At 64.9% G+C, this 23613-nt stretch carries 16 protein-coding genes and 1 tRNA gene; 9 read left to right on the forward strand and 8 right to left on the reverse strand.

Going from position 1 to position 23613, the window contains the following annotated elements; all coding sequences use genetic code 11:
* The first annotated feature begins 4 nt into the window (after nt 1-4).
* Both ACFSM0_RS11400 and ACFSM0_RS11405 read left to right on the forward strand, forming a co-directional pair.
* Complete coding sequence (locus ACFSM0_RS11400) at nt 5-853, forward strand: prenyltransferase/squalene oxidase repeat-containing protein (protein WP_377390412.1); 849 nt, start codon at nt 5-7, stop codon at nt 851-853.
* Nucleotides 850-4371 (forward strand): hypothetical protein, encoded by a 3522-nt coding sequence (locus ACFSM0_RS11405; protein ID WP_377390413.1) that lies wholly within the window; start codon nt 850-852, stop codon nt 4369-4371. Before ACFSM0_RS11400 ends, ACFSM0_RS11405 begins: the two co-directional genes overlap by 4 nt.
* 415 nt (nt 4372-4786) lie before the next feature.
* Here the strand turns inward: ACFSM0_RS11405 and ACFSM0_RS11410 are convergent, their stop codons facing one another.
* Both ACFSM0_RS11410 and ACFSM0_RS11415 read right to left on the reverse strand, forming a co-directional pair.
* Complete coding sequence (locus ACFSM0_RS11410) at nt 4787-6880, reverse strand: mechanosensitive ion channel family protein (protein ID WP_377390415.1); 2094 nt, start codon at nt 6878-6880, stop codon at nt 4787-4789.
* Between the two features lie 176 nt (nt 6881-7056).
* Nucleotides 7057-7563: a DUF1269 domain-containing protein gene (locus ACFSM0_RS11415; protein WP_377390417.1), complete on the reverse strand. Its 507-nt coding sequence runs from the start codon at nt 7561-7563 to the stop codon at nt 7057-7059.
* A 211-nt stretch (nt 7564-7774) separates the two neighbouring features.
* Here ACFSM0_RS11415 and ACFSM0_RS11420 point away from each other — a divergent pair, with 211 nt between their 5' ends.
* The 3 genes from ACFSM0_RS11420 (at nt 7775) to ACFSM0_RS11430 (ending at nt 9924) form a co-directional block, all read left to right on the forward strand.
* Nucleotides 7775-9220, forward strand: coding sequence for a hypothetical protein (locus tag ACFSM0_RS11420; protein WP_377390419.1), 1446 nt, complete (start codon nt 7775-7777; stop codon nt 9218-9220).
* Nucleotides 9221-9295: 75 nt separating this feature from the next.
* The gene (locus ACFSM0_RS11425; RefSeq protein WP_377390421.1) at nt 9296-9754 is read left to right on the forward strand and encodes a GNAT family N-acetyltransferase; all 459 of its coding nucleotides are present in this window, start codon (nt 9296-9298) and stop codon (nt 9752-9754) included.
* Between the two features lie 93 nt (nt 9755-9847).
* Nucleotides 9848-9924: transfer RNA gene (locus tag ACFSM0_RS11430), tRNA-Arg, on the forward strand.
* 356 nt (nt 9925-10280) lie between these two features.
* On the opposite strand, the gene ACFSM0_RS11435 is transcribed toward ACFSM0_RS11430, so the two are convergent.
* From ACFSM0_RS11435 to ACFSM0_RS11460, 6 genes are all read right to left on the reverse strand, one after another.
* Entirely contained in the window at nt 10281-10457 is a 177-nt protein-coding gene (locus tag ACFSM0_RS11435; RefSeq protein WP_377390423.1) for a hypothetical protein, read from the reverse strand.
* Between the two features lie 63 nt (nt 10458-10520).
* Nucleotides 10521-10856: a copper-binding protein gene (locus tag ACFSM0_RS11440; protein WP_377390425.1), complete on the reverse strand. Its 336-nt coding sequence runs from the start codon at nt 10854-10856 to the stop codon at nt 10521-10523.
* Between the two features lie 26 nt (nt 10857-10882).
* Nucleotides 10883-14065: an efflux RND transporter permease subunit gene (locus ACFSM0_RS11445; RefSeq protein ID WP_377390427.1), complete on the reverse strand. Its 3183-nt coding sequence runs from the start codon at nt 14063-14065 to the stop codon at nt 10883-10885.
* Entirely contained in the window at nt 14062-16014 is a 1953-nt protein-coding gene (locus tag ACFSM0_RS11450) for an efflux RND transporter periplasmic adaptor subunit (RefSeq protein ID WP_377390429.1), read from the reverse strand. Before ACFSM0_RS11450 ends, ACFSM0_RS11445 begins: the two co-directional genes overlap by 4 nt.
* Before the next feature lie 113 nt (nt 16015-16127).
* The gene (locus ACFSM0_RS11455; RefSeq protein WP_377390431.1) at nt 16128-16376 is read right to left on the reverse strand and encodes a hypothetical protein; all 249 of its coding nucleotides are present in this window, start codon (nt 16374-16376) and stop codon (nt 16128-16130) included.
* Nucleotides 16377-16703: 327 nt separating this feature from the next.
* Nucleotides 16704-17171 carry a hypothetical protein gene (locus tag ACFSM0_RS11460; RefSeq protein ID WP_377390433.1) on the reverse strand — a complete coding sequence of 156 codons (468 nt, stop codon included), beginning with the start codon at nt 17169-17171 and terminating at the stop codon, nt 16704-16706.
* Between the two features lie 233 nt (nt 17172-17404).
* Between ACFSM0_RS11460 and dmeF the strand changes: the two genes are divergently transcribed.
* The 4 genes from dmeF (at nt 17405) to ACFSM0_RS11480 (ending at nt 23598) form a co-directional block, all read left to right on the forward strand.
* Complete coding sequence (gene dmeF / locus ACFSM0_RS11465; RefSeq protein ID WP_377390435.1) at nt 17405-18394, forward strand: CDF family Co(II)/Ni(II) efflux transporter DmeF; 990 nt, start codon at nt 17405-17407, stop codon at nt 18392-18394.
* A 451-nt stretch (nt 18395-18845) separates the two neighbouring features.
* On the forward strand, nt 18846-21956 hold the full coding sequence (locus ACFSM0_RS11470) for a PAS domain S-box protein (RefSeq protein ID WP_377390437.1): 3111 nt from the start codon (nt 18846-18848) through the stop codon (nt 21954-21956).
* Entirely contained in the window at nt 21896-22288 is a 393-nt protein-coding gene (locus ACFSM0_RS11475; RefSeq protein ID WP_377390439.1) for a response regulator, read from the forward strand. The genes ACFSM0_RS11470 and ACFSM0_RS11475 overlap by 61 nt, the downstream gene beginning before the upstream one ends.
* A 173-nt stretch (nt 22289-22461) precedes the next feature.
* The gene (locus ACFSM0_RS11480; protein ID WP_377390441.1) at nt 22462-23598 is read left to right on the forward strand and encodes a response regulator transcription factor; all 1137 of its coding nucleotides are present in this window, start codon (nt 22462-22464) and stop codon (nt 23596-23598) included.
* Nucleotides 23599-23613: the final 15 nt, after the last annotated feature.

Here is a 23613-nt window from a genome sequence, read left to right on the forward strand (position 1 = left end):
GCTCATGCGCGATGTCCTGACCCGCCAATCCGCCGCCGGTGCCTTTCCCTCGGAAGTGGCGGGGATGGTGGACGAGACCTGCTTTGTCACGGCGAGCGTGGCGCTCTGCCTCGACCCGGCGGCGCATCGCGCGGCGCTGGAACGCGCGCTCGACTTCATCGAAAGCTGCGAGGATGCCCGCCATCCGGGCGCTTTCGCCTTCTATCCGCCACAGGGGCGGGGGCCGATGCTGGTGCGAGGCCTGCCACCCGATGCCGACGATACGGCGCTGGCCTGGCTCGCGCTCTTGCACGGCCAGCGGCGCAGCGCGGATCGGGCGCGCGCGGCATTCGAGGCCGTGATCGCGCCGGCCGCTTGCCTGTTTGTGCCGGGCACCGCCCCGCCGTGGGTGCGCGGCGGGGCGGTGCGCACCTGGCTGATCGAACGCGGGCGGGACAATCCGGTCGACCTCGCGGTGAATGCCAACGTGCTGGCGCTGGCCTGCCGTCTCGGCCTTGACGCGCATCCGGTGGCGCGCGGGGCGAGCGCATCACTTTGTGCCGCGGCCGCCGGCGCCTTTGATCCTGCGCTCTTCGCCCGGCGGCTCGCCCCTTATTATGCCCATGTGTCCGAACTGTGGTTTGCCGTGCGCCGCGCTGCCGCCCAGGGGGCCAGGGCGCTGGACCCGGTGCTGAGCTGGCTCGCACCATTGCTGGGAAGCGCGGCGCTCGCGCCCGACAAACCGCTTTACTGCAACGACCACGGGCAACCGGTCTGGCGTGCGCCGGTGCTGCAACAGGCGCGCCGCCGCGCCCCGCCGCCCTCTCTCATGCACTCCAACGCCTGCGCTTTCAAACAAGGGAGACCAGAATGACCTTCTTTTCCTCCGCGGCGCGCGAGGCCGCGCCGGTCGGTGCGACCCCGACACTGCGTGTCAGCACGAATTACATGCAAACCTTCATGCCGCTTCAGCCTGTCTCTTCGGGCACGGAAATCCAGACTTATCTGAACGCCGCCGGCGTGCTCGACATCTACAGCGTCGGCACCACCGGCCAAGTTTATCGCTACCGGCGCAACGATGCGACGAAGGCGCCCTACGAGCAGGCCGATCTGGGGATCCGCGCCAGCCAACTCTATTTTTTCGATACCGCGGGCGGGCGCTCCAACACGCCTTCGATCTTCGGGCTCAACAGCGAAAGCAAGCTCACGCTCGCGACCTACCAATCCGGCGGTTACGGCCAGCGCAACAGCGGCCCGCAAGATGAGGTGATCCGCCGCTTTCTCGGGGTGCGTGGCGTGACGGGGCGGATCTACATCAACGTGCGGCTCTCTGACGGGCGGCTGTGCACCAATTACTACGACCCGCTCACCGACAAATGGGGCGGTCCGGTCTGGGCGCCGGTGATCGGCCCGGACGGCAAGGACGCGGTGGTCAAGGACATCGCCATGGCCGCCAACAACCCGGTGCAATCGGCGCTGTTTGCGATCGACATGGAGGACGAGGTTCTGTTCGCCGAGGACAGCTTCCGCACCTCGCATATGCGCAAGCTCAACAGGAAGGCCTCGCATATCGCGGCGATCGCAGATTCCAACAATCTGCTGAACATCTTCGCAGTGGATCGCGACAGCGGTCTGCTCTGGGTCAAGAAGCAGCGCAAATACTCCACGGGCGGCATCCAGTTCGAAGATTGGGTGCAGGTTGATCCGGGCCAGAGCGGCCGGCTCGGTCGGCTGACGGCCAACCTGCGCCGCGACGGGCTGATCGAGGTGTTCGCGCTCAACGAGACGGGCGATCTGACCTATACGCGCCAGGTCACCAATGCCGCAGGCCAGCTGCAGGGCTGGCGGGTCATCTTTCCGATCGCCTGTGACATGGAAAACCGGATCGTCTCGGTCGGGCGCAATGCCAACGGCTACTCCGAAGCCTATTCGGTCACCGATGACAACGAGATCTTCCGGTTCTGGCAGGCGCCCGATACCGAGCAATGGTTCTCCGAAGTGCTGGATCTGCCGAAAGCCGAGGACAAGCTGGTTTCCGTGCCCACTCATTCGACCGAGATCTTCGTCGTCGACGATCAGGGGGCACCGATTTTTGACGCGAATATCAGCATCAACGCGGCCTTTCTCAACACGCTTTGGGTCAACGGGAAGGCCTATCGCTCGAGCCTCGTCGATCCGGTCAATCTCAAGACCGACGCGACCGGCAAGGTCGTCATCTTGCAGCGCGCCAATGCGTTGGCGGGGGCGACCCTGCTGATCTCGACCCCCACGACCGCGGTTGGTCAACCGATCGTCGTGCAGCCAAACGCCCAGCTGCAGGCGAAGATGGCGCAGACCACGAAGGAGGATGTGCTGAGCGCCACCGACAGCGCCGGAACCCTGCTGCTGCCCGCCGATACCGAAAACCGCGACCAGGTGGCCGAAAGCATCGCAGAGATCACCCGGCAGTCGATGTTGATCGCCCAGTCGGACGAAACGGCCCAGGCGATCCAGTACAAGTTCGCCTCGCCCTACGCGGCCAGGCACAGCCTTCAGGCGGATTTCCGCTCCCTGGGAACGGTGTCGTGGGAAATCGACTTCGCCTCTGGCGTGCCGATCTATCGCAGCCTCGACAGCAACGATGTTGCCGCGTTCCGGGGCGCGCATACCGCGCTGATGGCGCGGGACGGCTCGTTTCTGGGGATCGACTGGGGTTCGGTCTGGCGCGGGATCCGCGATGGGGTCAAATGGCTCGTCAACGGCCTCGAAAAGATCGTCGTGACGATCATCGACGGGGTCGCGAATGTGCTGTTCAAGATCGCGGGCCAAGTGTTTCAGGCGGTGATAAAATTCGCCCAGCAGGCGCTCGATTTCATCGAAGGGGTCTGGAACTGGCTCAAGGTGAAGCTTGAGCAATTGTTCGAATGGCTCGCCTTCCTGTTCAATTTCAAGGATTTCGAGCGCACCGCCGACGGGATCAAGCATACGGTCGGCGTGACGTTGGATTTTGCCGCCGATGCGGTCCATGCGCTGCGCGACCGCGTCGAGGAAGGGTTCGAGTATCTCAAGAGCGAGCTCGACAGCATCGTCAACACGCTGATCCTCGATCTGAACCGGCAGGGCGACCCGACGATGGGCGCCTATTTCGGTCAGGAGGAGCCGAGCGAGGAATCGCAGCACGCCTCCGATCACAACATCTTTCTCAACGCCTTTCGCGAGAACGAGAACCAGGTCACCGTCAAATCCGACGGCACGGCTATTCTGCGCGCAAGCACCGCGCTGACCGATCCGCTGCAGGATCTGTTCGGGCGGATGAAATCCTTCTCCGACAACTTCCAGTTCGGCGACGGCAAGCAAGCCCTCGATGAGGCTTTCGGCTATTTCAACAACATCGGCAACGAGCCCGGGCGCGCGGCGCAACTGTTGCTGAGCGGCCTCGTGAAAGCGCTGGAAGCGGCCGCGCTCTTCGCGCTTGATGCGGCCGAAGGCATTGTCCTGTCGCTCTTCGATTTGGTCGAGGATCTGATCAAGCTGGTCAAGCTGGCGTTGTTTCAGGAATGGGAGATCCCGATCCTGTCGCAGCTCTATCAACTCTTCACCGGCGACCGGCTGACCCTCACGCCGATCGATATCGTGGCCTGGATCGCGGCCATTCCGATGACGATCACGAGCAAGCTCATTCTTGGCCGCGCGCCCTGGAACGCGGAACAGCTGGCGGCCTTCGAGGCGAGCTTTACCGTGGAGATGCTGCGGCAACGCCTGGGGATGGGCCAGGCAAAAGCGCTGACGGCGACAGACGCCGGGGGCTGGACACCGGAATGGCGGGAAAATTTCCTGACCGGGTATTGCGTCGTCATGGCGTTCCGCTCGCTGCTCGATCCGAGCTCTGCAATGGCCAGTGCGACGGGGACAGGGCTCGGCGAGGCCGGAATCGTTCCCGTGGCAGCGCGGCTGCTCAGCACGATCTTCACCATGCCCTGGGCGCTCTCGCCGCTCGCGGGCGCGCCGAACTGCCGCCCCGGCGATCCGGGGTTCGGCGTGACGATCTGGATCTGCCAACTCCTGTGTGGTCCGGGCCGCGGGGTCGCGCTGCATTACCAGAAATGGATCACCGGCGAGGCGAAGATCTATACCTCCGAGCTGACGTTGACGGCATGGGGGGTGGCCAATCTGATCATGCTCTCGGTGCATTTCGCCAATCAGGAGCAGACGACGCGCAACAAGCTCGCATTCAGCCGCGGGATTCTCAACCTCGTGCCGGGGCAAACCCTGCGCTTCCTGGCGATTCCGGCGTTCAACAAGGGGGCCTATTTTATCCCGGCGGCGATCCTGGGGGTGCTGAGCTTCCTGTCGTGCTGGGGCTCGCTCGGTGTGGCGATCGCGGAGATCCATCTTGATGACGACGCCTCATGACCGGCTTCTGAGTTGACCGGGGGGGGGCGGCCTCTTCCGCGGCAGCCCCGGTCGCGGCAGGCATGAGATTGGCCGGGGCCGACCCTCCGGAATGCGGGGAAGACCGCATGCGGGAAAGCCTGTTCATCAAAGCCTGTTCATCGGGCGGGAGTTCCACAAGACGCCAATTCCCGGGGCGGTAGCCCCCGCCCCTCGCGCCCCGCCCCCCGGGCATCCGCCCCGACGGGGCTCACCCGTCGTGCCGCGAAGCCGGTCGATCGCCTGTGGCCCCGGCATCAAGCGTCGCGCCGCGACATCAGATCATCTGGTGAGGCCGGCCGCGGCCAGGGGCGCAAACGGCCGAAACCGCGCAAAGGCATCATCGCATTCAGATCCGCTCGGCTCAAAACACGCCCAGGGGTCAGGGAAGACCCGCTCAGGCCTCCCCCTCCTCCATCGCATCGGGGCGAAACAGCATTCGCCGCGGCGCGGGCGGGCTCTGGATGCCGCGCGCGGCAAGGCTTTCGCGCGCAAGCTGGGTGAAGCGCCGCCCGACCGCCCATTGCGCGGCGGGCGCGGTTCGGATCACCGCGCCGAAGCTGTAAAAGCCCTCCGTCATCCCGGTGATCCCCTGCACCTCGATGTCGCCGCGCAGATCGGGGCCGAGATCGCTCGCCTTCAAGGCCTCCCAGGCGTCGAGGATCGCGGCGCGCACCGCCGCCACATCCGCCTCCGGGGCAAGCGAGAAACTCGCCACATGGGCCGAGAAATCGCGTGTCATGTTGGAAACCGTGGTGACCGCCGAGAAGGGTACGACATGAAGCGTGCCATCAAGCGCGCGCAACCGGATCGACCGGATCGAAACCCGTTCGACCCCGCCCGAAAGCCCCGCCACCTCGACCACATCGCCCTCGTTCACCGCATTCTCGATCTGAATGAAAATGCCGGTGATGATGTCTTGCACCAGCTTTTGCGCGCCAAAGCCGACGGCAATGCCAACCACCCCCGCCCCGGCGAGCAGCGGCGCCACGTCGAGCCCGAGCTGCGCGAGCGCGAGCATGATCGCGATCACGGCCACGGTGAGGCCAAAGGCATTGCGGAAGAGCCGCAGAAGCGTGCGGCGGCGGTTGTATTCGCGCCGCCCCGGAAGAGCGGCCACGAGCCAGCGGTCGAAAAAGGTCGACAGTCCGAGCCAGAGTCCCCAGGCCGCGCCAAGCACAAGCCCCGCCGAGAGGATGCGCAAGAGCCCGCTTTGCACCACCCCGGTTGCGACAAGCGCCACGGGATCAATCACCCCCCAACCGGCAAGAAGCGCCAAGGCTGCAAGCAGCAAGAGCGCCCCCGCGCCCAGCCCCGCACCGGCCATCCGCAACGGTGTGAACCGGTCTGGATCCAGGTTGAAAGTCGATGCGGCCGCACCGGGGCTGTTCCGCAGCCCGCTTTGCGCATAGAGCCGCAGCGCCGCCGCGCTCAACATCAGCGCCGCAGCCGTGCCCCCGAGCCCCGCCAGCACGATCTGCCCGGCGAGCGCGGGCATGGTGATGGTGACGAGCCAAGCATAGAGGCAGGCGGCAGCGGTGGGCCAGACCCAGAGCCCCGGATGGCTCGCCAGCAACGCGTTGCGGTCGATCGTGGGGGGATCGGCGCGGCGGCAGGTGGCGATACGGCGCAAAACCTGCCGGATTCCCCAAAACGCGGCAAGCAGCGCTGCGGTGGCAATCAACACCCGTGTCGGGCGCACCACGCCAAGCCCCGCAATCTCGCGCAGGGCGGGCAGCACGAAGAGCATCCCCTGCGTGACAATGCCAAGCGGGATCAGCGCGGCGCGATAGATCGTGCTTTGCAGATCGGGATCGACCCAAGAGAGGCTGCGCCCGCTTTCGGCCTCCGGGCTTGCGACAATGGCAAGCGCCACCCGCGCAAGACCAAACACCGCGAAAGCGGAGAGATAGAGCGTTTGCAACACGAAGAGCTGGCCGGTCAGGGCAGAGAGCTGGCTGGCCAGCCCCAGCCCCACCGCCCAGGCGATTGCAATCGTCAGCAGGCGCAAGAGCGTTGCACTGAGCGTGCCGCCGATCTGCGCCAGCGTTCCGCTGTTGGCCAGCGGCCTGCGGCGCAGCGGCGCGATGAGCGCCGAGAGGCCAAGCGCCGTGCCCACAGTGACAAGGATATTCAGCGCCAGAAGTCCCAGATCTGCTGCGGCCAGCGCCGAGATCAAAGTGTCGAGATAGTCAGGGCTGAAGAGCCGCGCGCCCTCACGCTCCAGCGCGCGGAGTTGCGCACGGGTCTCGGCAGCAAGCCCGGTGCCGAGGTCGAGCACCCGGCTCACAAGGAGCGGCTCGCCGGCCTCTGCGGCGGGCGCGCTGGTCGCAGGGGGGGCCGCAGCGCCCGCGCCTTGCAAGGTTGACGCCTCGGGGGCGCTGGCTCCAGGGGGCGCCGCGGACAGCGGAGCGGTTTGCGCCCCCCCCGCGGGCACGGACGCAAAACAGGCGAGCAGGAGCCCGAGCAGCACGCCCCCCCAAACCCACATTCCAGAACGTTTCCCCCTTTCGTGCACGCGGCGCGCCGATGCTGCCGCGCGCGGGTCAAGGCTGAGTGGCAAAGATGCGGAGCGGGGCTGCGGTGGGGGCATGGGGTCTCCTTGAGCCACAGACGGGCACGCCGAGGCTTTGCCCCGGCGCGAATTTTTGATGAAGGCTCTGACGCTCAGGCGTGCTCGTTGATCTTGCGCGCCTGCACGAAGATCTCGCGCAGCTTCGCCTCATCGGTCGAAGAGAGATTGGTGCGCAGCACCGTGCCGCCGAAGTCGGCCAGATGGGTGATCACCCGGTCCGAGGTGACATTGCGCGCCAGCATGAAGAGCGCGGCACGCCCGGGCGCGAGGGTCGAGGCGATATCCTTCATGAAATCGTCGCGGATACCGTAATCGGTGAGCGCGCCCGCCGCTGCCCCCGCGGCCCCGCCCAGCACCAGCCCAAACAGCGGGTTGAGGAAGATCACCCCGATCAAAAGCCCCCAGAACGAGCCCGACATCGCGCCAAGCGCCCACGGGTTCACCATCTGGCGCAGATGCACCTTGCCGTCAGCATCCGCCACGGCGACCACGGCATCGCCGACATCGGCGTAATAATCTTTCGAGAGTTCGAAGAGCTTCTTGCGCGCCGCCTCGGCGGTTTCGGCATCATCATAGCCGATCACGAGCAGTTCAGACATCGTCTTCTCCTTTCGGGTCTATCCTGCAGCCTCCAACTCACCGGTTGGGGCGCGCAGGGTCTGCTCTTTCAAGTCCTGAGCCCCGATCAGGGTTCCCCCGCATGGTGATCACGCTCGGGTGAGGGCCGGCTGCCCGCGCCAGTTTGCGCGATGGACAGCCCTCTCCCGCTGCCGCACCATCACGTCGGTATTTTCAGCGGGAGTTTCGAACATGTATGGCAAGGTTTTGCTGACGGGGACGGCCCTTGCGGGGGTGCTGGCCTGGGGCTTCTGGTGGGCGCACCATCCCCATGCAAGCGGGCCCGGAGCGGTGGCGCTTCAGGGCAAGCTGACGCAGGCTTTCGGGCTCCAGAGCCCGGCGGTTGTGGTGACCCCGGCATTCAACCACTATATCGTGACAATCGCCCCGGATCGGGTCGCGGGCGCGCCCCCCCCCGAGCGCGCGATCCTTGCGACCATGACGCCCTGGCAGGTGGATCTCACGCCAATGGAGGGCGGGCAGTGGCAGGTGACAGCCGCGCCGCAAGATCTGCGCGGACGGATTGCTCTCACCACCGCGTCGGCGAGCATTGATTATACGCTCAAAGGCTATGCCGTCTCCGCGCTTTATGATGAAACGCTCGGGTTCCTGCGGTCCTGGCAAACGGCGTTTGACAGCCTCGAGATGGTGCAAAGCGCCACTATGCCCGCATCCGATCCGCGTTCCCCCGCCGCACCAACCACGATCAGCCGTTACCGGGCCGATGGCCGTGCCTTGGCGCGCGGCGCCGGGCTTGATGTGACGATCCGCTCCGGCACCGAGGCGACAACGCAAGAGATGGCATTTCCGCAGGAGGAGGGCGTTGTGATGGTGGCGGCCACGACCGGGCCCAGCCAGAGCGAAACCCGGATCGAAGGGCTGCGCTGGGCGGAGATCCTGCCACTTCTGTCACTGCCCAAAGGCGGCGCACAAATGGATGCGCGCCAGCTTGCGCAGAATGCCGCCGCTGCCATGCCGTTTTTCGAAAAAGTCACCACCTCCACCGAGATCACCGCCCCCATGCTGGCCCTGCCGCAGGGCCCGGCCCGCGCGGCGCGGGCGGGCGCGGCGCTTTCGCTTGCCGGAACGGGGGCGGCGGCGCAGATGCATTATCTGCTCGATGTCGAGGGCTTGAGCCTGCCCGAAGAGATCTCTCCCGCTTGGGCAAAGCCGTTGCTGCCGCAAGACATCTACCTTGATCTTGGCCTTGAGGGCTATGATCCGATGGGGTTTTTCAAGGCCGCTTTGAGCGATTATGGCGCCGGCAAGACACCCGGGGAGGACGCGCTCGCGCAGCTCGTTCCCGGGGGGCGGCTGTCGGTATCAGTGGCGCCAAGCCGGATCACCGGCCCGGAATATCTGTTCGGCCTTCAAGGCGCCTTCCGGCAATCGCTCTCCGCCGGAAGCCTGCCCGAGCAGGTGCAGGGGAAAGCGACCATGACCGGCATGGACAAGGTGCTTGCCGCATTCGGCACCGCACCAAATCCCGAGCAGCTGACCCCGGCGCTGGTGCTGCTGGGCGCGATGAAGGCGCTCGCGCGCCCCGATGGCAATGGCGGGCTCATCTGGGAGATTGAACCGGGACCGGACGGGCTTCCGAAAGTGAACGGCACGATGATTGGCGATGTGCTGAATTGAGGGCACGGGCGCGCGCGGGTCTTTTCTTTCTGCCCGCGCGCGGCGATGATCGCGCAAACCGAGCCAGAGGCAGAGATGATCGCGATCACCCTCGAACACCCGGTGCAGGAGGATCTCGCCCTCCTGCACCAGCGCCACACTGCGGCGATGCATGCCGACACCCCGCCCGAATCCATCCATATGCTGCCGGCCTCGGCCCTTGCCGCGCCGGGGATCTGGTTTTACGTGCTGCGTGACAGCGGGGCGGCGCTCGGCATGGGCGCGCTCAAGCGGATCGACGCGACCCACGCCGAGATCAAGTCGATGCATGTGCTCTCCGAAGCGCGCGGTCGCGGACTTGCGCAAGCGATGCTCGCGCATCTGCTGGCGGAGGGGCAGCGACTGGGGTTTGCGCGGCTCAGCCTCGAGACCGGCGCGCAAGACAGTTTTGCCCCGGCGCGGGCGCTTTATCTGGCTGCGGGCTTTGCCCCCTGCCCGCCGTTCGAGGGCTATCGCCCCGATCCGATGTCGGTTTTTCTCACCCGCAATCTTTGAGACGGGCGCCCGGCTGATCACCAGGCAAAACCGGCGCGGCGGCAAGAGCGGGCGGTTGCGGGCGGTTTTGCGAACCGTTATCAACAGCGGCACGGCCCCGTAGCTCAACTGGATAGAGCAAGCGCCTTCTAAGCGCTAGGTTCCGGGTTCAAGTCCTGGCGGGGTCGCCAAACTCTCTTGAATGCCCGTGGGGCATAGGCTTGCGCGATCTGGCGCGTTTCATGCCCCCTGTGATGAGATGTGTGCCCGGCGCCTGCACCGGGGCGCCAGGCATCTGTTTTCAAAGAAGATTTGCAGCGTGCCTGCCGCGCGGGCCGGTGGTGTCGCGACCGGCGGACCACGTCCTGCCAAAGCGGGGCCATCGCGGCGCGCAGAGAAGGATAATGCGAGCGTTTCGCATGCGCCTCACCCCGCAACCACGTCACGCCATGCGCCGAAAGCACCGCAAGAATCGTGCTCTGATCAGCGCCGGTTTCCGCCATGATCATCGGCAGGGCCGCGGATTTGCCGCAACGCCGCGATCTGATCACGGCGCCTCTGCCATTGCCGCCGCCGCGAGCGGCCAGATCTGCATCAGGTGGGCCCGCATGATGTTGCGCACGGCATCGAAGCCACGTTCGTTGCGCGTGTCAGAGCGGCGCAGAACGTGGAGATGACCAGGCGCTTTGCCGGAGACGACATGCCCGCCATCGACGGCGGACATCCGGTTTTGTCCCCCGCGGCCATTTGCTTGCGCGGGGGACGGTTGGAGGTGCGATGGCGGTGCTTAGTTGAGCGCGGCAACACCGCTCACGCCATACATGCCATCCGCGTCCGGGCTCAGCATCAGCAGGATCTGGTCGCCGGGTTTGACATTTTCCGGCAGGCTGACGCCCTGCATCAGCGGCATATCCATCGTCATGGCGGGCCAGCCGATCTCCTTGATCGGGCCATGGCTGACATTGATCGTGCCTTCGCCGATGGCATTCAGCGTGGCTTCGACATGAACCATCTGTGTGGCCATCGGCATCGCGGAATGGTCCATCGCAGAATGGTCCATCTGCGCCAGAGCGACCGGGGCGAAGCCGAAGGACAGAAGCGTGGCAATAAGGATCTTACGCATGTGGAACTCCATGGGATGCGTGTGGGTCAGAGCGCCGGGGCGGAGGCCGCCTCGGCACAGGGTGAAACGGGCAAAAGGGTCTGGTTGGTGTGCGCCAGCGTGATCCGCTTCCAGATCACGAAAAGCGCTGGGATGACGAGAAGCGTCAGCAGTGTGGCGCTGGCCATGCCCCCGATCATTGGCGCGGCGATGCGGCTCATGATCTCGGAGCCGGTCGCGCTGCCATGCATGATCGGGATCAGGCCGGCAAAGATCGTGGCCACGGTCATCACCTTTGGGCGCACGCGCAGAAGCGCCCCCTCGAAAACCGCATCCTCCAGGTCTCCGCTGGTGAGCATGGTGCCGCTTTTCCGCGCGCGGGCGATGCGTTTTTCCCAAGACAGGTTCAGATAGAGCAGCATCACGATGGCGGTCTCGACCGCCACCCCCGCAAGGGCGATGAACCCCACAAGAACCGCGACAGAAAGATCAAAGCCCAGATACCAGATCAGCCAGACGCCCCCTGACAAGGCGACCGGCAGCGCGGCAAGGATGATCGCCACCTCGGTCATGCGCCGGAACGCCATGAACAGCATCAGAGTGATCGTCAGCAACGTGGCCGGGGCCACCAGCACAAGCCGGTCGCGGACGCGCTCGATATATTCATACTGGCCCGACCAGGTGATGGAATAGCCCGGCGGCAGGGTCAGCTCCCGGTCCACGCTTGCGCGCGCCTCTGCCACGAAACGGCCCAGATCGCGCCCGGCAATGTCAATAAAGACAAACCCGGTGCGGCGGGCATTTTCCGAGCGGATCATCCCCGGCCCGTCCACCACGGAGATTTTGGAAACGGCACCAAGAGGCACCTGCGCGCCTGCAGCGGTGACAATCGGCAGGTCGCGCAGCGCCTCGGGGCTGTTGCGCCAGTCCTGCGGATAACGCAGGTTGATCGGATACCGCTCAAGCCCCTCGATGCTTTCGGAGACCTGCATGCCGCCGATCGCGGTTTGCACCACCTCCTGCACCGCACTGACCGACAGCCCGTATCGCGCTGCGGCCTCCCGATCCACGTCGACCTGCACATATCGCCCTCCAACGGGGCGCTCGGCATAGGCTGACGCCGTGCCCGGAACCGCGCCGACGATCCGCTCGATCTTGATGCCGATCTGCTCGATCACGGACAGATCCGCCCCGGTGATCTTGACGCCCACCGGGGTCTTGATGCCTGTGGCGAGCATGTCGATGCGGTTCTTGATCGGCTGAATCCAGACATTGGTCACGCCGGGCACTTGCACGATCCGGTCAAGCTCGTCGCGGATCTTTTCCATCGTCATCCCGGGGCGCCAGTCTTCTTCAGGTTTCAACTGGATTGTCGTTTCGATCATCGTCAGCGGCGCCGGATCGGTTGCCGTTTCGGCCCGGCCAAGTTTGCCATGCACGGTTTTGACCTCTGGAACCGTGCGGATCAGGCGGTCGGTCTGTTGCAGCACCTCGCGCGCCTTGCCGATGGAAACACCGGGGTAAAGCGAAGGCATGTACAGGAAATCGCCCTCCTTCAGTTCTGGCATGAACTCGGTGCCGATGTGCTGGACCGGCCAGGCCATGGAGGCAACGAGCGCGATCGCCAAAGCTGACGTGGCCCAGGGCCACGCCACGGCAGCATCCAGAAACGGGCGATAGGCCCAGATGCAAAGCCGATTGAGCGGGTTGCTGTTTTCGGGGCGGATGCGCCCGCGCACGAACCAGCCCATCAAGACCGGCACCAGCGTGATCGAGAGGAGACAGGCCGCGGCCATCGAATAGGTCTTGGTGAAGGCGAGCGGCTTGAACATCCGCCCCTCCTGGCTTTCGAGCACGAAAACCGGCAGGAAGCTCACGGCGATAATCGCAAGCGAGTAAAACAGCGCCGGGCCGACTTCGGAGCAGGTCTCGGCCACGATCCGCCAGCGGTTCTCGGAGGTGAGCTTTTCCTGCTCAAGCCGTCGGTGCATGGCTTCGATCATCACGATCGCCGCATCGACCATTGCGCCGATGGCGATGGCGATCCCGCCGAGCGACATGATATTGGCATTCACCCCCTGCAGCCGCATCACCAGAAGCGCCGCAGCGATCCCGAGCGGCAGCGACAAAACGATCACCAAAGAGGAGCGCATGTGCAAAAGGAAGGCCGCGCACACCAGCACCACCACGATGAACTCCTCGGTCAGCTTGTGCTTGAGATTGTCGATGGCGCGTTCGATGACCCCGGAGCGATCATAGGTTGTGACGATCTCGACGCCTTCCGGCAGCGAGGGGCGCAATTCATCGAGCCGCGCCTCGACGGCGCGGATCGTGGCGAGCGCATTGCCGCCCCAGCGCATGATCACCACGCCGCCCGCGGCATCGCCAAGCCCGTCGAACTCGCCCACCCCACGCCGCATCTCGGGGCCCATGCGCAATTCCGCGACATCGCCAAGGGTGAGCGCCGCCCCTCGGTCATTGGCCCGCAGCGGCGCCTTTGCCAGATCGTCGAGCCCCTGCACATAGCCCGTCGCGCGGACCATGTATTCGGCCTCGCCCATCTCGATGACGCTGCCGCCGGTTTCCTGGTTGGCGGCCTGAATCGCGCTGCGCACCTGTGCGAGCGTCAGCCCGTAGGCGCGTAACTTGTCTGGATCCACGACCACCTGATACTGCCGCACCATGCCGCCGATGGTGGCCACTTCCGACACGCCATCGATGGTTTGCAACTCGTATTTCAGCCACCAATCCTGCAGGGATCTGAGTTCGGCGATGTCATGTGTGCCGGTGCGGTCGATCAAGGCATATTGATAGATCCAGCCAACGCCGGTCGCATCCGGGCCAAGTTCGGGCGAGACCCCTTCGGGGAGGCGCGAGGTGATCTGGCCAAGATATTCCAGCACCCGCGAGCGCGCCCAGTAAAGATCGGTGCCCTCCTTGAACACGATATAGACATAGCTGTCCCCAAAGAAGGAGAAGCCGCGCACATCGACGGCGCCCGGCACCGCGAGCATGGCGGTGGAGAGCGGATAGGTGATCTGATCCTCGATCACCTGCGGCGCCTGCCCCGGGTAAGGGGTGCGCACAATCACCTGAACTTCCGAAAGGTCGGGGATCGCATCGACGGGCGTGCTGCGCAGCGCCCAGACCCCGGCAGCGCCAAGCACCAGCGCGAAAAGGATCACGATGAAGCGGTTGGCGATGGACCAGCGGATGACGGAGCCAATCATTGTTCGCCCTCCGTTTGTTCAACGTGAACGAGTTCCAGCGACATGTCGGCCCGCTGCGCGAAATCGAGATGCAGGGGCTGACCGATGGGCAGTTGCGCAGCGTCCAGCCCCTCGGCAAGCGGGAAATCCATCGTCATCCCCGGCATGCCGATGGCGCGCATCGGACCATGGCTGATCCGGGCCATGCGGGTTTGCGGGTCGACCCGCTCAATCTTGCCGATGGCCTCGATCCGGCGGGGGGGCGCGGGGGGCGGGGGCGGCGCGGCTGCCGCCGTCTCGGGGCGGACCGCAACGATGGCGAACATCCCCGCGTCATCGCGCGCCAGATCAAAGGCAAGCGGCGTGTTCAGCGGAACCGTTGCAGGGTCGAGGCCGATCACCGCCATGTCCATTGTCATCGCGCCCCAGCCAAGCTCCGGGATCGGCTCATGCGAAACGGAAAGCCGCCCATCGGCCGTGACACCCGTTGCGATCCCGTGCCCGGTGGCGGCGATTCCGTCATCGCCGGTGAGGCTGCCGATCCACAACTGCCCGTCCGCCCCGCGATGGAGCGAGACCGCAACCGCATCCCCGGGGGCGACCCCATCAAGGGCCACATCGCCTGCGACGGCAAAACCCGTTTGCATCGCGGGCCAATCAAGATCTGCGACCGGCGCATGGTCCAGCACCACGCGGCGCGCGCCTTTATCAAGCGAGACCACTTTGCCCCTTGCGGCCACGGGCGCGGCCTCTGTCGGCGCCATGCGCATCAACCCGGCGCTCAACACGCTTTCGCTGTCGATCAGGAACTGCGCCGACGCCACAACCTCATCACCCGGCGCAAGTCCTTGCAGCACTTCGGTGCGCCCCCCCGCACCGAACCCGTCGCGCAAGCCGGTGGTGACGAGCCGGGGGCGAAACTGCCCCGCGGCGGTTTTAAGGATCACCCGTTCGGCGCGCCCGGTTCGGATCAGCGCCTCGGAGGGCACCGTGACTGCGAAATGCCGATCCGTGCTTTCGAGCGTGACAGAACTGAACATGCCCGGCCTGAGCTGCCCCTCGGCATTCTCGAAGACGAGGCGCACGGGAAGCGTGCGGGTCTGGCGATCCAGTTCGGGGTAGATATAGTCGATTTTGCCCGAAAACACCCGTCCGGGCAGAGGGTCGAAACGGGCCTGCGCGCGCATTCCGGTGCTCAGACGGCCAAGATCGCGCTCAAACACATCGGCAAGCACCCAGATCTTGCCCGGGTCGGTCAAGGTCAGCGCGCGCACATCGGGTTTGAGATACATCCCCTCCGCCGCCTCAAGTGCCACCACGATTCCGTCTTGCGGGGCGTAGACGGCAATATTGCGTTCCGCCTGCCGGGTGCGGGCGATGCGCTCGATCTGCTGATCTTGAAGGCCGATGCTGCGCAGTCGGTTCTTGGCAATGTCAACGATGCTGGCGCCCGGTTCATCTTCGATCGCGCGGACAAGCTCGGCTGTGGCGGCACCCACCTCGGGCGAAAACAGCTCAAAGAGCAGATCCCCCTTTTTCACCCGGTCTCCGATGGCGCGCACCTCCATCCGTTCGATCCAGCCCTCCACACGGGTGTGAACGTGAACGGTGCGATGCCCGTCCCAATCGGCAAAGCCCACGGTGCGGATTTGCGCCGCGATCTCGTCGCGCGTTGCAAGCGCCGTGCGCACCCCGATGGCGTTGATCTCGGCAGCGTCAAGCTGCACCACCGCCGGGTCCTGCGCCGGTTCGCTGCCCTCGTAAACGGGGATCAGATCCATCCCCATGGGCGATTTCCCCGGGCCGTCGCGGCGAAAATTCGGGTCCATCGGGGCGACCCAGTAAAGGATCTTCGGCCCGGTCTCCGCCGCGCGCGCCGGAACGGCAAGATAGAGCCGCTCCAGCGCAACTCCTGCGCCCAGCCCCGCGCCCAAAGCCAATACGGCGAGCGCCAGATAACGTCCTTGCATGAATGCCTCTTGTGCCTGTCAGAGGTCGCAATGCGACCGGATCGGCCCGAACCGATTGGGGGAACGGGGCCGTCTTCCTGTCAGCGCGTTGCCCGGATCAGGCCCCGCGCGGGTCAGGCCGTCAGGCGTGGAGGATGTTCAGGCGTGGACGGGGCGAGAGAGACCGTGATCTTCGCGCGCTCCACAGGGAAGCGCACCGCAAGGATCTCGCGGCTGTCGCGGATCAAAACCGCAATTGCGCAGTATCCGGCACAGCAAACCGTTCCGCTGCACCCCGAAAATTCGTGATCTTCATGCGTGGAAGGGAGCGTGGAGGATGTGTCTTTTGCGGTTTTTGACGCGGCGCCGAGATCCGTCATCATGTGATGATGCGCCCCCGCAGGCGCATGGGCACCCACAGCATCTTGATCGCCTGTCGCGGTGGAAAAAGCCTTCAACGGCAGGGATTGCGCCGCGATGACAAGAACAAGGGCCCACGCAATCATGCGCAGGCCAAAGCGTCCTTGCCCGACACAGGACAGGAAAAAGCTGTGGAGCCACCCTCTCATGTGCTCAGTGAGCCGGAGGCTGGGCAAAAAGGCAAGTCTCGGAATGCGGTTTTGCGCGCGCTTCGCAATGACAATCCCGCGAGGCGGGCGGGCGTTTTGCGAGATGGCGCGAATTGTGTGGGGGCCGGCGGGGCATGGCGTTCAGCGCGGCTCAGAGGAGGCGGCGGGAACAAGCGTCACCAACCGCTCCGTCATCGCCAGAAACACCGCGCAGGGGTTGGCCTCGCACAACAAGAAGGCGCAGCGCTTGGCCTTGTCCTGCGCGCCGGACTGGAGAAGCCGAAAGCATTGCACGATGAGCGTTTCATGCGCTGTCATCGTGGCGGCACAGCCGGGGCAATCAGGATTGGAAATGCGAAAGATCGATTGCCGCGCCCGGCCCATTTCATCAAGCATCGCCGCAATCGCCGCAAAAACCTGCGGCCCCTTCTCCGCCCCCCAAAGCGCCGAAGCAAGCCGCAACCCGCGTTGCCAGCCGCGCCGCTGCGGCAGGATCTGGCTTTGGATCTGCAACCGCAAGATCTGCAACACCTGCCCGGACAGGTCATCACAGGCCGGTGCCTTGGCACGCTCGATGTGGCGGCACGCGCAGCCCTTGGGATCAGACATCGGCAAACCTCTTGCATGATCAGGAGAGAATTGCCGCGCTTGTCGCTGGGTGCTGAATAGTTGATAAAAACAGTTTAAGTTGTCAAGTTGTATGATAGACAGGACGGAGTGGTCGCGCTGGGGGAGCGCCTTGAGGCCTGCCCCCTCAAACGATCGGAAGGTCAAAACGTCCCGACAGTCCCCGCCCGCAGGCAAGGCCCCGCGCGAGATGTCCATTTGAGATCGAGGTGTCCATGCACGACCACGCGCACCATTCCCACCCCCCCGAAGCCCGCTCGGCAGCGATGGACGGGCCGCATGCGCATGTTTTCCTTGGGGCGGACCATGACCGCAATGCCCGGCGCACCTGGGCGGTGATCGGCATCACCGCCGCGATGATGGTGGCTGAAATCGCGGCGGGCACGGCTTTTGGCTCGATGGCGCTGATGGCGGATGGCTGGCACATGTCCACTCATGCGGCGGCCTTGATGATCACGGCATTGTCCTACGGCTATGCGCGCGCCCATGCTCATGATCCGGCGTTCAGCTTTGGCACCGGCAAGGTGGGCGATCTGGCGGGCTTTGCCAGCGCCGTGGTGCTGGCGGTGGTGTCGCTTCTGATCGGCGCGGAAAGCCTGTGGCGCTTGCTCAATCCGGTCGAGATTGATTTTACGCAGGCCACGCTCGTTGCGGTGATCGGGTTGATCGTCAATCTCGGTTCGGCGCTGCTGTTGCACGAGGGGCATGATCACGGCCACGAGGGGGGCCACCACGACCATTCTCATGCGCATGACAACAATCTGCGTGCCGCTTATCTGCATGTGCTGGCCGATGCGCTGACCTCGGTGATGGCGATCGTCGCGCTGATTGCCGGGCGGATCGGCGGCTGGGTCTGGCTCGATCCGGTCATCGGTGTGGTCGGGGCGTTGGTGATCGCGCGCTGGTCCTGGGGGTTGATGCAACAGGCCGGTGGCGTGCTGGTGGATCGCCTGCCCGCTGACGCCGAGCTTCCCGGGGAGATCCGCGCCGCGCTCGCCCCGGTGGCGGAAATCACCGATCTGCATATCTGGCTTCTCGGGCCGGGCCAGTATGGGGCGATTATTGCGCTGCGCACGGGCACCCCCGAGCCCGCCGCGGCCTATCGCGCCCGGCTTGGCGACATCCATGAACTTGCCCATGTGACAATCGAGGTGAACCCGCGCGCAGAGCCGGGGCATGGCCATCGCACCGCTGAACGCGCTTAAAGGCGGCGTTCAGGGCTTTCGGTTCAAGCCATGCCGCCTGCCGCAGGGAGATCGGCGGCCTCGGGATTGAGGCGCTTTGAGACACCCGGCCCGGCTCGCCCGCCCCGGAAAGCTTTGCAAGATGATGCGCCTCTCAACGCGCGGAGCATCGGGGCTTTTCCACGGACATACGACCAACCGCTTCCTGAGCAAAGTGGCGCTTTCCGCGCGAGCGGTGAGTGGCTGCAATCGCCGAGTGCCGCGGCGAGCAAGACGATGTTGATGGGGAAGCGCGCCGGACCTGCCCCCCGGTGCAGATCCGGACGCCGCTCTCGGAGAGCGGCTCTGCCGTAAAAAACCAAAGCGGCATCGCTCCTCTGTGGGGCATGGCTATCCTTGTTAAAGCTTCGGCAAGGTTCTGCGGGCATCCTGATTTCCCGGCTGCAGTCGTTGGAACGGGCGAGGTGGCTGGATGGTCGAGAGTGCACCAGAGAAGACCCAGCGCGAGACCAGGTTTCTGTGGTCGCTGAAAAACCGGATTGTCCTGCTGACGCTGGGGGCAGTGTTCTGCAGCGCGGTGGCGATCTCGGCAGGGCTCTATTTCCGCATTGCGACCTTGGCGCGCGAGCGCGCGGTGACCCAGCTTGCCGGCGAGACGCGGCTTTTGGCAGAGCGCTTCAATACCGTTTTCAATCAGATGCGCAGCGATGTGCAATTGCTGGCCGCGACGCCGCAGGTGAAGGGCATGGTGCGCACGCATGGCAAGCCGCATGGCGGCGTGCCCGATCTGCCTGCGCTCGATCCGCTCGCGCCCCAGCTCGGGATGATATTCGAATCGGTGCTCGCGACACGGTCCAACTACACCCAGCTGCGCTTCATCGGCCCCGAAGGGTGGGAACGGGTGCGTGTCAACAACACGCCCGAGGGGCCACGCCGCGTCGCCGAGGTCGCGTTGCAAGACAAATCCGAGGAGCCCTATTTCGCCGCGGGCGCCAAGCTGGCCCCCGGCGAGATCTACCTTTCGGAGGTGACCTACAACCGCGAAAATGGGGCGGTCGAGGCGGAGCTGGTGCCCACGGTGCGGGCCGTCACCGCGGTCTTCTCCGAGGACGGCGCATTCGCCGGGATGGTCGTGATCAATGCCGATGCCGAGCGGTTGCTGCGCCGGGAATTGCGCGCGATCCTGCCCGAGGAGGATGTCGTCGTGCTCGACAATGTCGGTGACTATATCGAGCGCAGCAGATCCTCGGTGGTGACCCCGATGCAAAAATCGGCCAGCTACACCCGCCCGCCGCCGCCCTTCCTGGAAGAGATCCTCGCGTCCAGCGCGGACGAGAAAGTGTTCTCCAATGAGCGCGAGATCGCCTATTTCGTGCGGCTGCAGATCGCCCCGGAGAACCCCGCGGCCTTCATCGGCATCGTCAGCCGGATGCCGAACAAGACCTTCCTTGCGCCGGCGCGGCAAACCCTGCAGGCGAGCCTGCTTTTTGGCGTGTCGCTGCTGGCGCTGAGCCTTCTGGCCTCGTTCTATCTGGCGCGGCGCTTCATGCGCCCGCTCAATGCGATGACAGAGGCGATCGCTCAGGCCACCGGCCACAGCATCCCCGAGAACCTGCCGGTTGCGCGGCGCGACGAAATTGGCGCGCTGGCCCGTGCCTTCCGAATCCGCGCCCATGCGCTTTTGGAAAGCGAAGCCCAGGCGCAAGCGATTGTCGACAACATCTTCGACGGGTTGCTCACGGTGGACAGTTCGGGCCGGATCACCTCGCTCAACCCGAGCTGTGCGCGGATCTTCCGTTATCCTCAAGAGGATCTGCTTGAGCAACGCATTGATCGGCTGTTTCCCGACATCATCGAACCGGGCACGGATATCGGCACGCTGCTTGCGCGGGGGCGCGACAAGACCCATGAGGTCAAGGCGCGGCGGGGCGATGGCAGCACGATCTCGGTCGAGCTGTCGATCAGCCGCGTCAGGCTGGTTGCGGGGATCAACTACATCTGCATGGTGCGCGATGTCTCCGAGGCGCAGGCGATGCGCGCGGCGCTTGCAGAGGCAGAGGAGCGCTGGTCAACCGCCCTCAGCGCAGCCCATATCGGCGTGTTCGACGTCGATCTGACCACCGGCAAGGCGGTGGTGTCGGATATCTGGTACGAGATGCACGGCCTCACGCCGGATTCGACGGAGGACCCGCGCAAGGTGTGGGAGGAACGGCTCCACCCCGATGACCGCGACATGGTGCATGCGATCGACCAGGCCTGTTTTTATGGCGTTCTCCCCGCCTCGATCCGCGAATATCGGGTGCGTCACACTGACGGGCGCTGGGTCTGGTTGCGTTCGGTGGGGCGAGTGACCGAGCGCGATCCCTGCGGCCGGCCGCTGCGCTTCATCGGCATCAAGATCGACATCACCGGGCTCAAGGCCGCGCAGGCTGCGCTTCAGGCCAGCGAGGAGCGGCTGCGCATGGCGATTGACCATGCGCCGATCGCCATGTCGCTGATTGACCTCGAGGGGCGCTTTGTCAAAGTCAACGACGCGATGTGCCGGCTGCTCGGCTACAGCGAGGAAGAACTGACCGCGCTCCGGTTCATCGATGTCACCCATCCCGAGGCGGTGGCGCGCGATCTGGTGCAATTGCAGCACCTGATCGAGGGCAGCATCGACCATTACGCGATCGAGAAACGGTATCTGCGCAAGGACGGCTCGGTGGTCTGGGTGCATCTGACCGCCTCCGCCGCGCGCGACGAAAGCGGTCGGATGGCTTATTTCATCGCGCAGATTCTCGATATTACCCAGCAACGCGAGATCGAGCGGCTGCAAAATGAATTCATCTCCACCGTCAATCACGAGTTGCGCACACCGCTGACCGCAATCCAGGGCTCTCTGGCGCTCCTGCGGGCGAAATTCGCCGATCGGGCCACCCCCAAAGAACTGATGTTGGTCGATAATTCCCATCAAAGCTGTGAACGGCTCTCACGGCTCGTCAACGACATTCTCGACCTGCAACGGATCAGCCAGGGCAAGATCGACTATCATCTGGAAGTGGTCGATGCGGGGGCGCTGATCCGCAAGATTGCCGAGGTGCAGCAGCCCGCCGCCGACAAATGGGGGGTGCAGATCGAGACCGACCTGCCGGAGCAGGGCTCCGTGCCGCTGCTGGTCGACCCTGACCGCTTCACCCAGGCGCTGGTCAACGTGATTGCCAATGCCACCAAATTCTCACCGCGCGACGGGCGGATCATCGTTGCCGCGACCCCGCGCGCCGATGGCGGAACACGGATCTCGGTGCAGGACTTCGGCCCCGGCATTCCCGAGGCGTTCCGCTCCCGGATCTTTGGCAAGTTCGCTCAGGCCGATGGCTCCACCTCGCGTCAGGCCGAAGGCTCGGGGCTCGGCCTCTCCATCACCCGCTCAATCCTCGAAGCGATGGATGCAACTATCGATTTTGAAACCGAAGCCGGGAAGGGCACGACCTTCTTCCTTGATTTTCCCCCACCCTGTCCGCTCACAAAGGAGTGCGAGAAATGCCCGATGGACTCAACAAAATCATGCTGGTCGAAGATGATGCGCAAATCGCCTTCATGACGGTGATGGCGCTTGAGGATCTGGGCGGCTTCGAGGTGATGCATTGCGACAACGGCCAAGCCGCGCTTGATAATTTTGATGCGTTCGCGCCGCAGATCGTGCTGATGGATGTGATGATGCCCGGCATCGACGGCCCGGAAACGCTGAAGGCCCTGCGCATCAACCCGCTGGCGCGCACGGTGCCGGTGGTCTTCATGACCGCCAAGGTGCAGCCGCATCAGCAGCAGGGCTATTTCGACCTCGGCGCGGTTGGCGTGATTGCCAAGCCCTTCGATCCGATGACACTGTCGGATCGGGTCGTGGGGCTGTGGCAGGCCGCGCAGGCCAGTTGATGAAAAGGCGTTAAAAATCCTACAGATAATTTTTATGCGATCTAAAGGATCGTATTGGAAGATGGAGGAACAACTTCGGGGAAGAGACGGCGCGGACGCCATGTTGGATGGCGCGTGCCCCGAAGGATCGGTTGGTTCAAGTATCTCCGATGTTCGGAGAGAGGGTAAAGATCATGCCGGCAAGTGCCGAAGCCGCGTTTCTGGACAGGTTGCGCCAGGGCTACCTTCTCCATCTTTCTGGAGAGTTGCAGCATTTCGAGAGCGTCGCGGGGCGTTCAACCCCGCCCGATGCCGCGCTGCGCGAGGATCTGCGCGCCCGCGCGCACAAACTGGCGGGAAATGGTGCAACCTACGGGCTCCCCGAGATCAGCACCGCCGGGCGCGCCCTTGAAGAGGCGATCGATGCGGGCGGCGATGCGCAAATCCTGCCGCTTCTGGGCGCGCTGATCGCGGTCTGCCGCGCTGCCGGCTCCGCGCCCCAGACCGCGCCTGCGGGCGTCTCCGGGGCCGAGGCGGCACCCGCGCCCGACCTCCCGCTTGCCAAAGCGGCGCCCGGCCGTCTGCCTCGAGTGCTGATCGTCGATGACGATGCACAGGTCCGCGCAGCGCTTGCTGTGCTGCTGGAGGGTGCGGCCGAGATCGCCATGGCCGAAGACGCAGAGACCGCGCTTGCGATGATGTGCGAGACCTGCCCCGACCTGCTCTTGCTCGATGACCAGATGCCCGGCGCGATGACAGGGCTGAAGCTGCAGGAGCGGATTTCGGTGATGCGGGCGTTGCGCACGGTGCGCACGGTGATGATCACCGCAAGCGATCAGTCCGAAGCGGTGATCCGCGCGCTCACCGCCGGTGCGGTCGATTACATCGTCAAGCCGATCAACGCCGAAGAGGTGCGAACGCGCCTTCGCGAGCGGCTCAATCGCATCGCAAAGAAGGTCTTTATCGTCGATGACGATCCGGCCATCAGCGATCTGCTGTCACGCAAATTCGTCAGTGCGGGGTATTCTGTCGAGGTGTTTGGCGACGGAATGAGCGCGCTTGCGGCGATCCGGGCCGATGCGCCGAACCTGGTAATCCTCGACCGGATGCTGCCGCGGCTCGACGGCACCACGGTCTTGCAGGAAATTCGCGCCGATGCGGCGCTGAACGCTCTGCCGGTGGTGATGCTCTCCGCGCGCCGACAGGAGCGCGACGTGCTGGCCGGATTGGCGCTCGGCGCAACCGATTATGTCGTCAAACCCTTCAATCCGCAGGAGATGATCGTGCGCTGTGTGCGGCTTCTCGAAGCGCGGGCCGCGGATGCTGCATAGGGCGGGGCGGCCCCC

Origin of the sequence: Rhodobacter lacus (genome assembly GCF_042683065.1) — a bacterium.
Taxonomy (GTDB): domain Bacteria; phylum Pseudomonadota; class Alphaproteobacteria; order Rhodobacterales; family Rhodobacteraceae; genus Rhodobacter; species Rhodobacter lacus.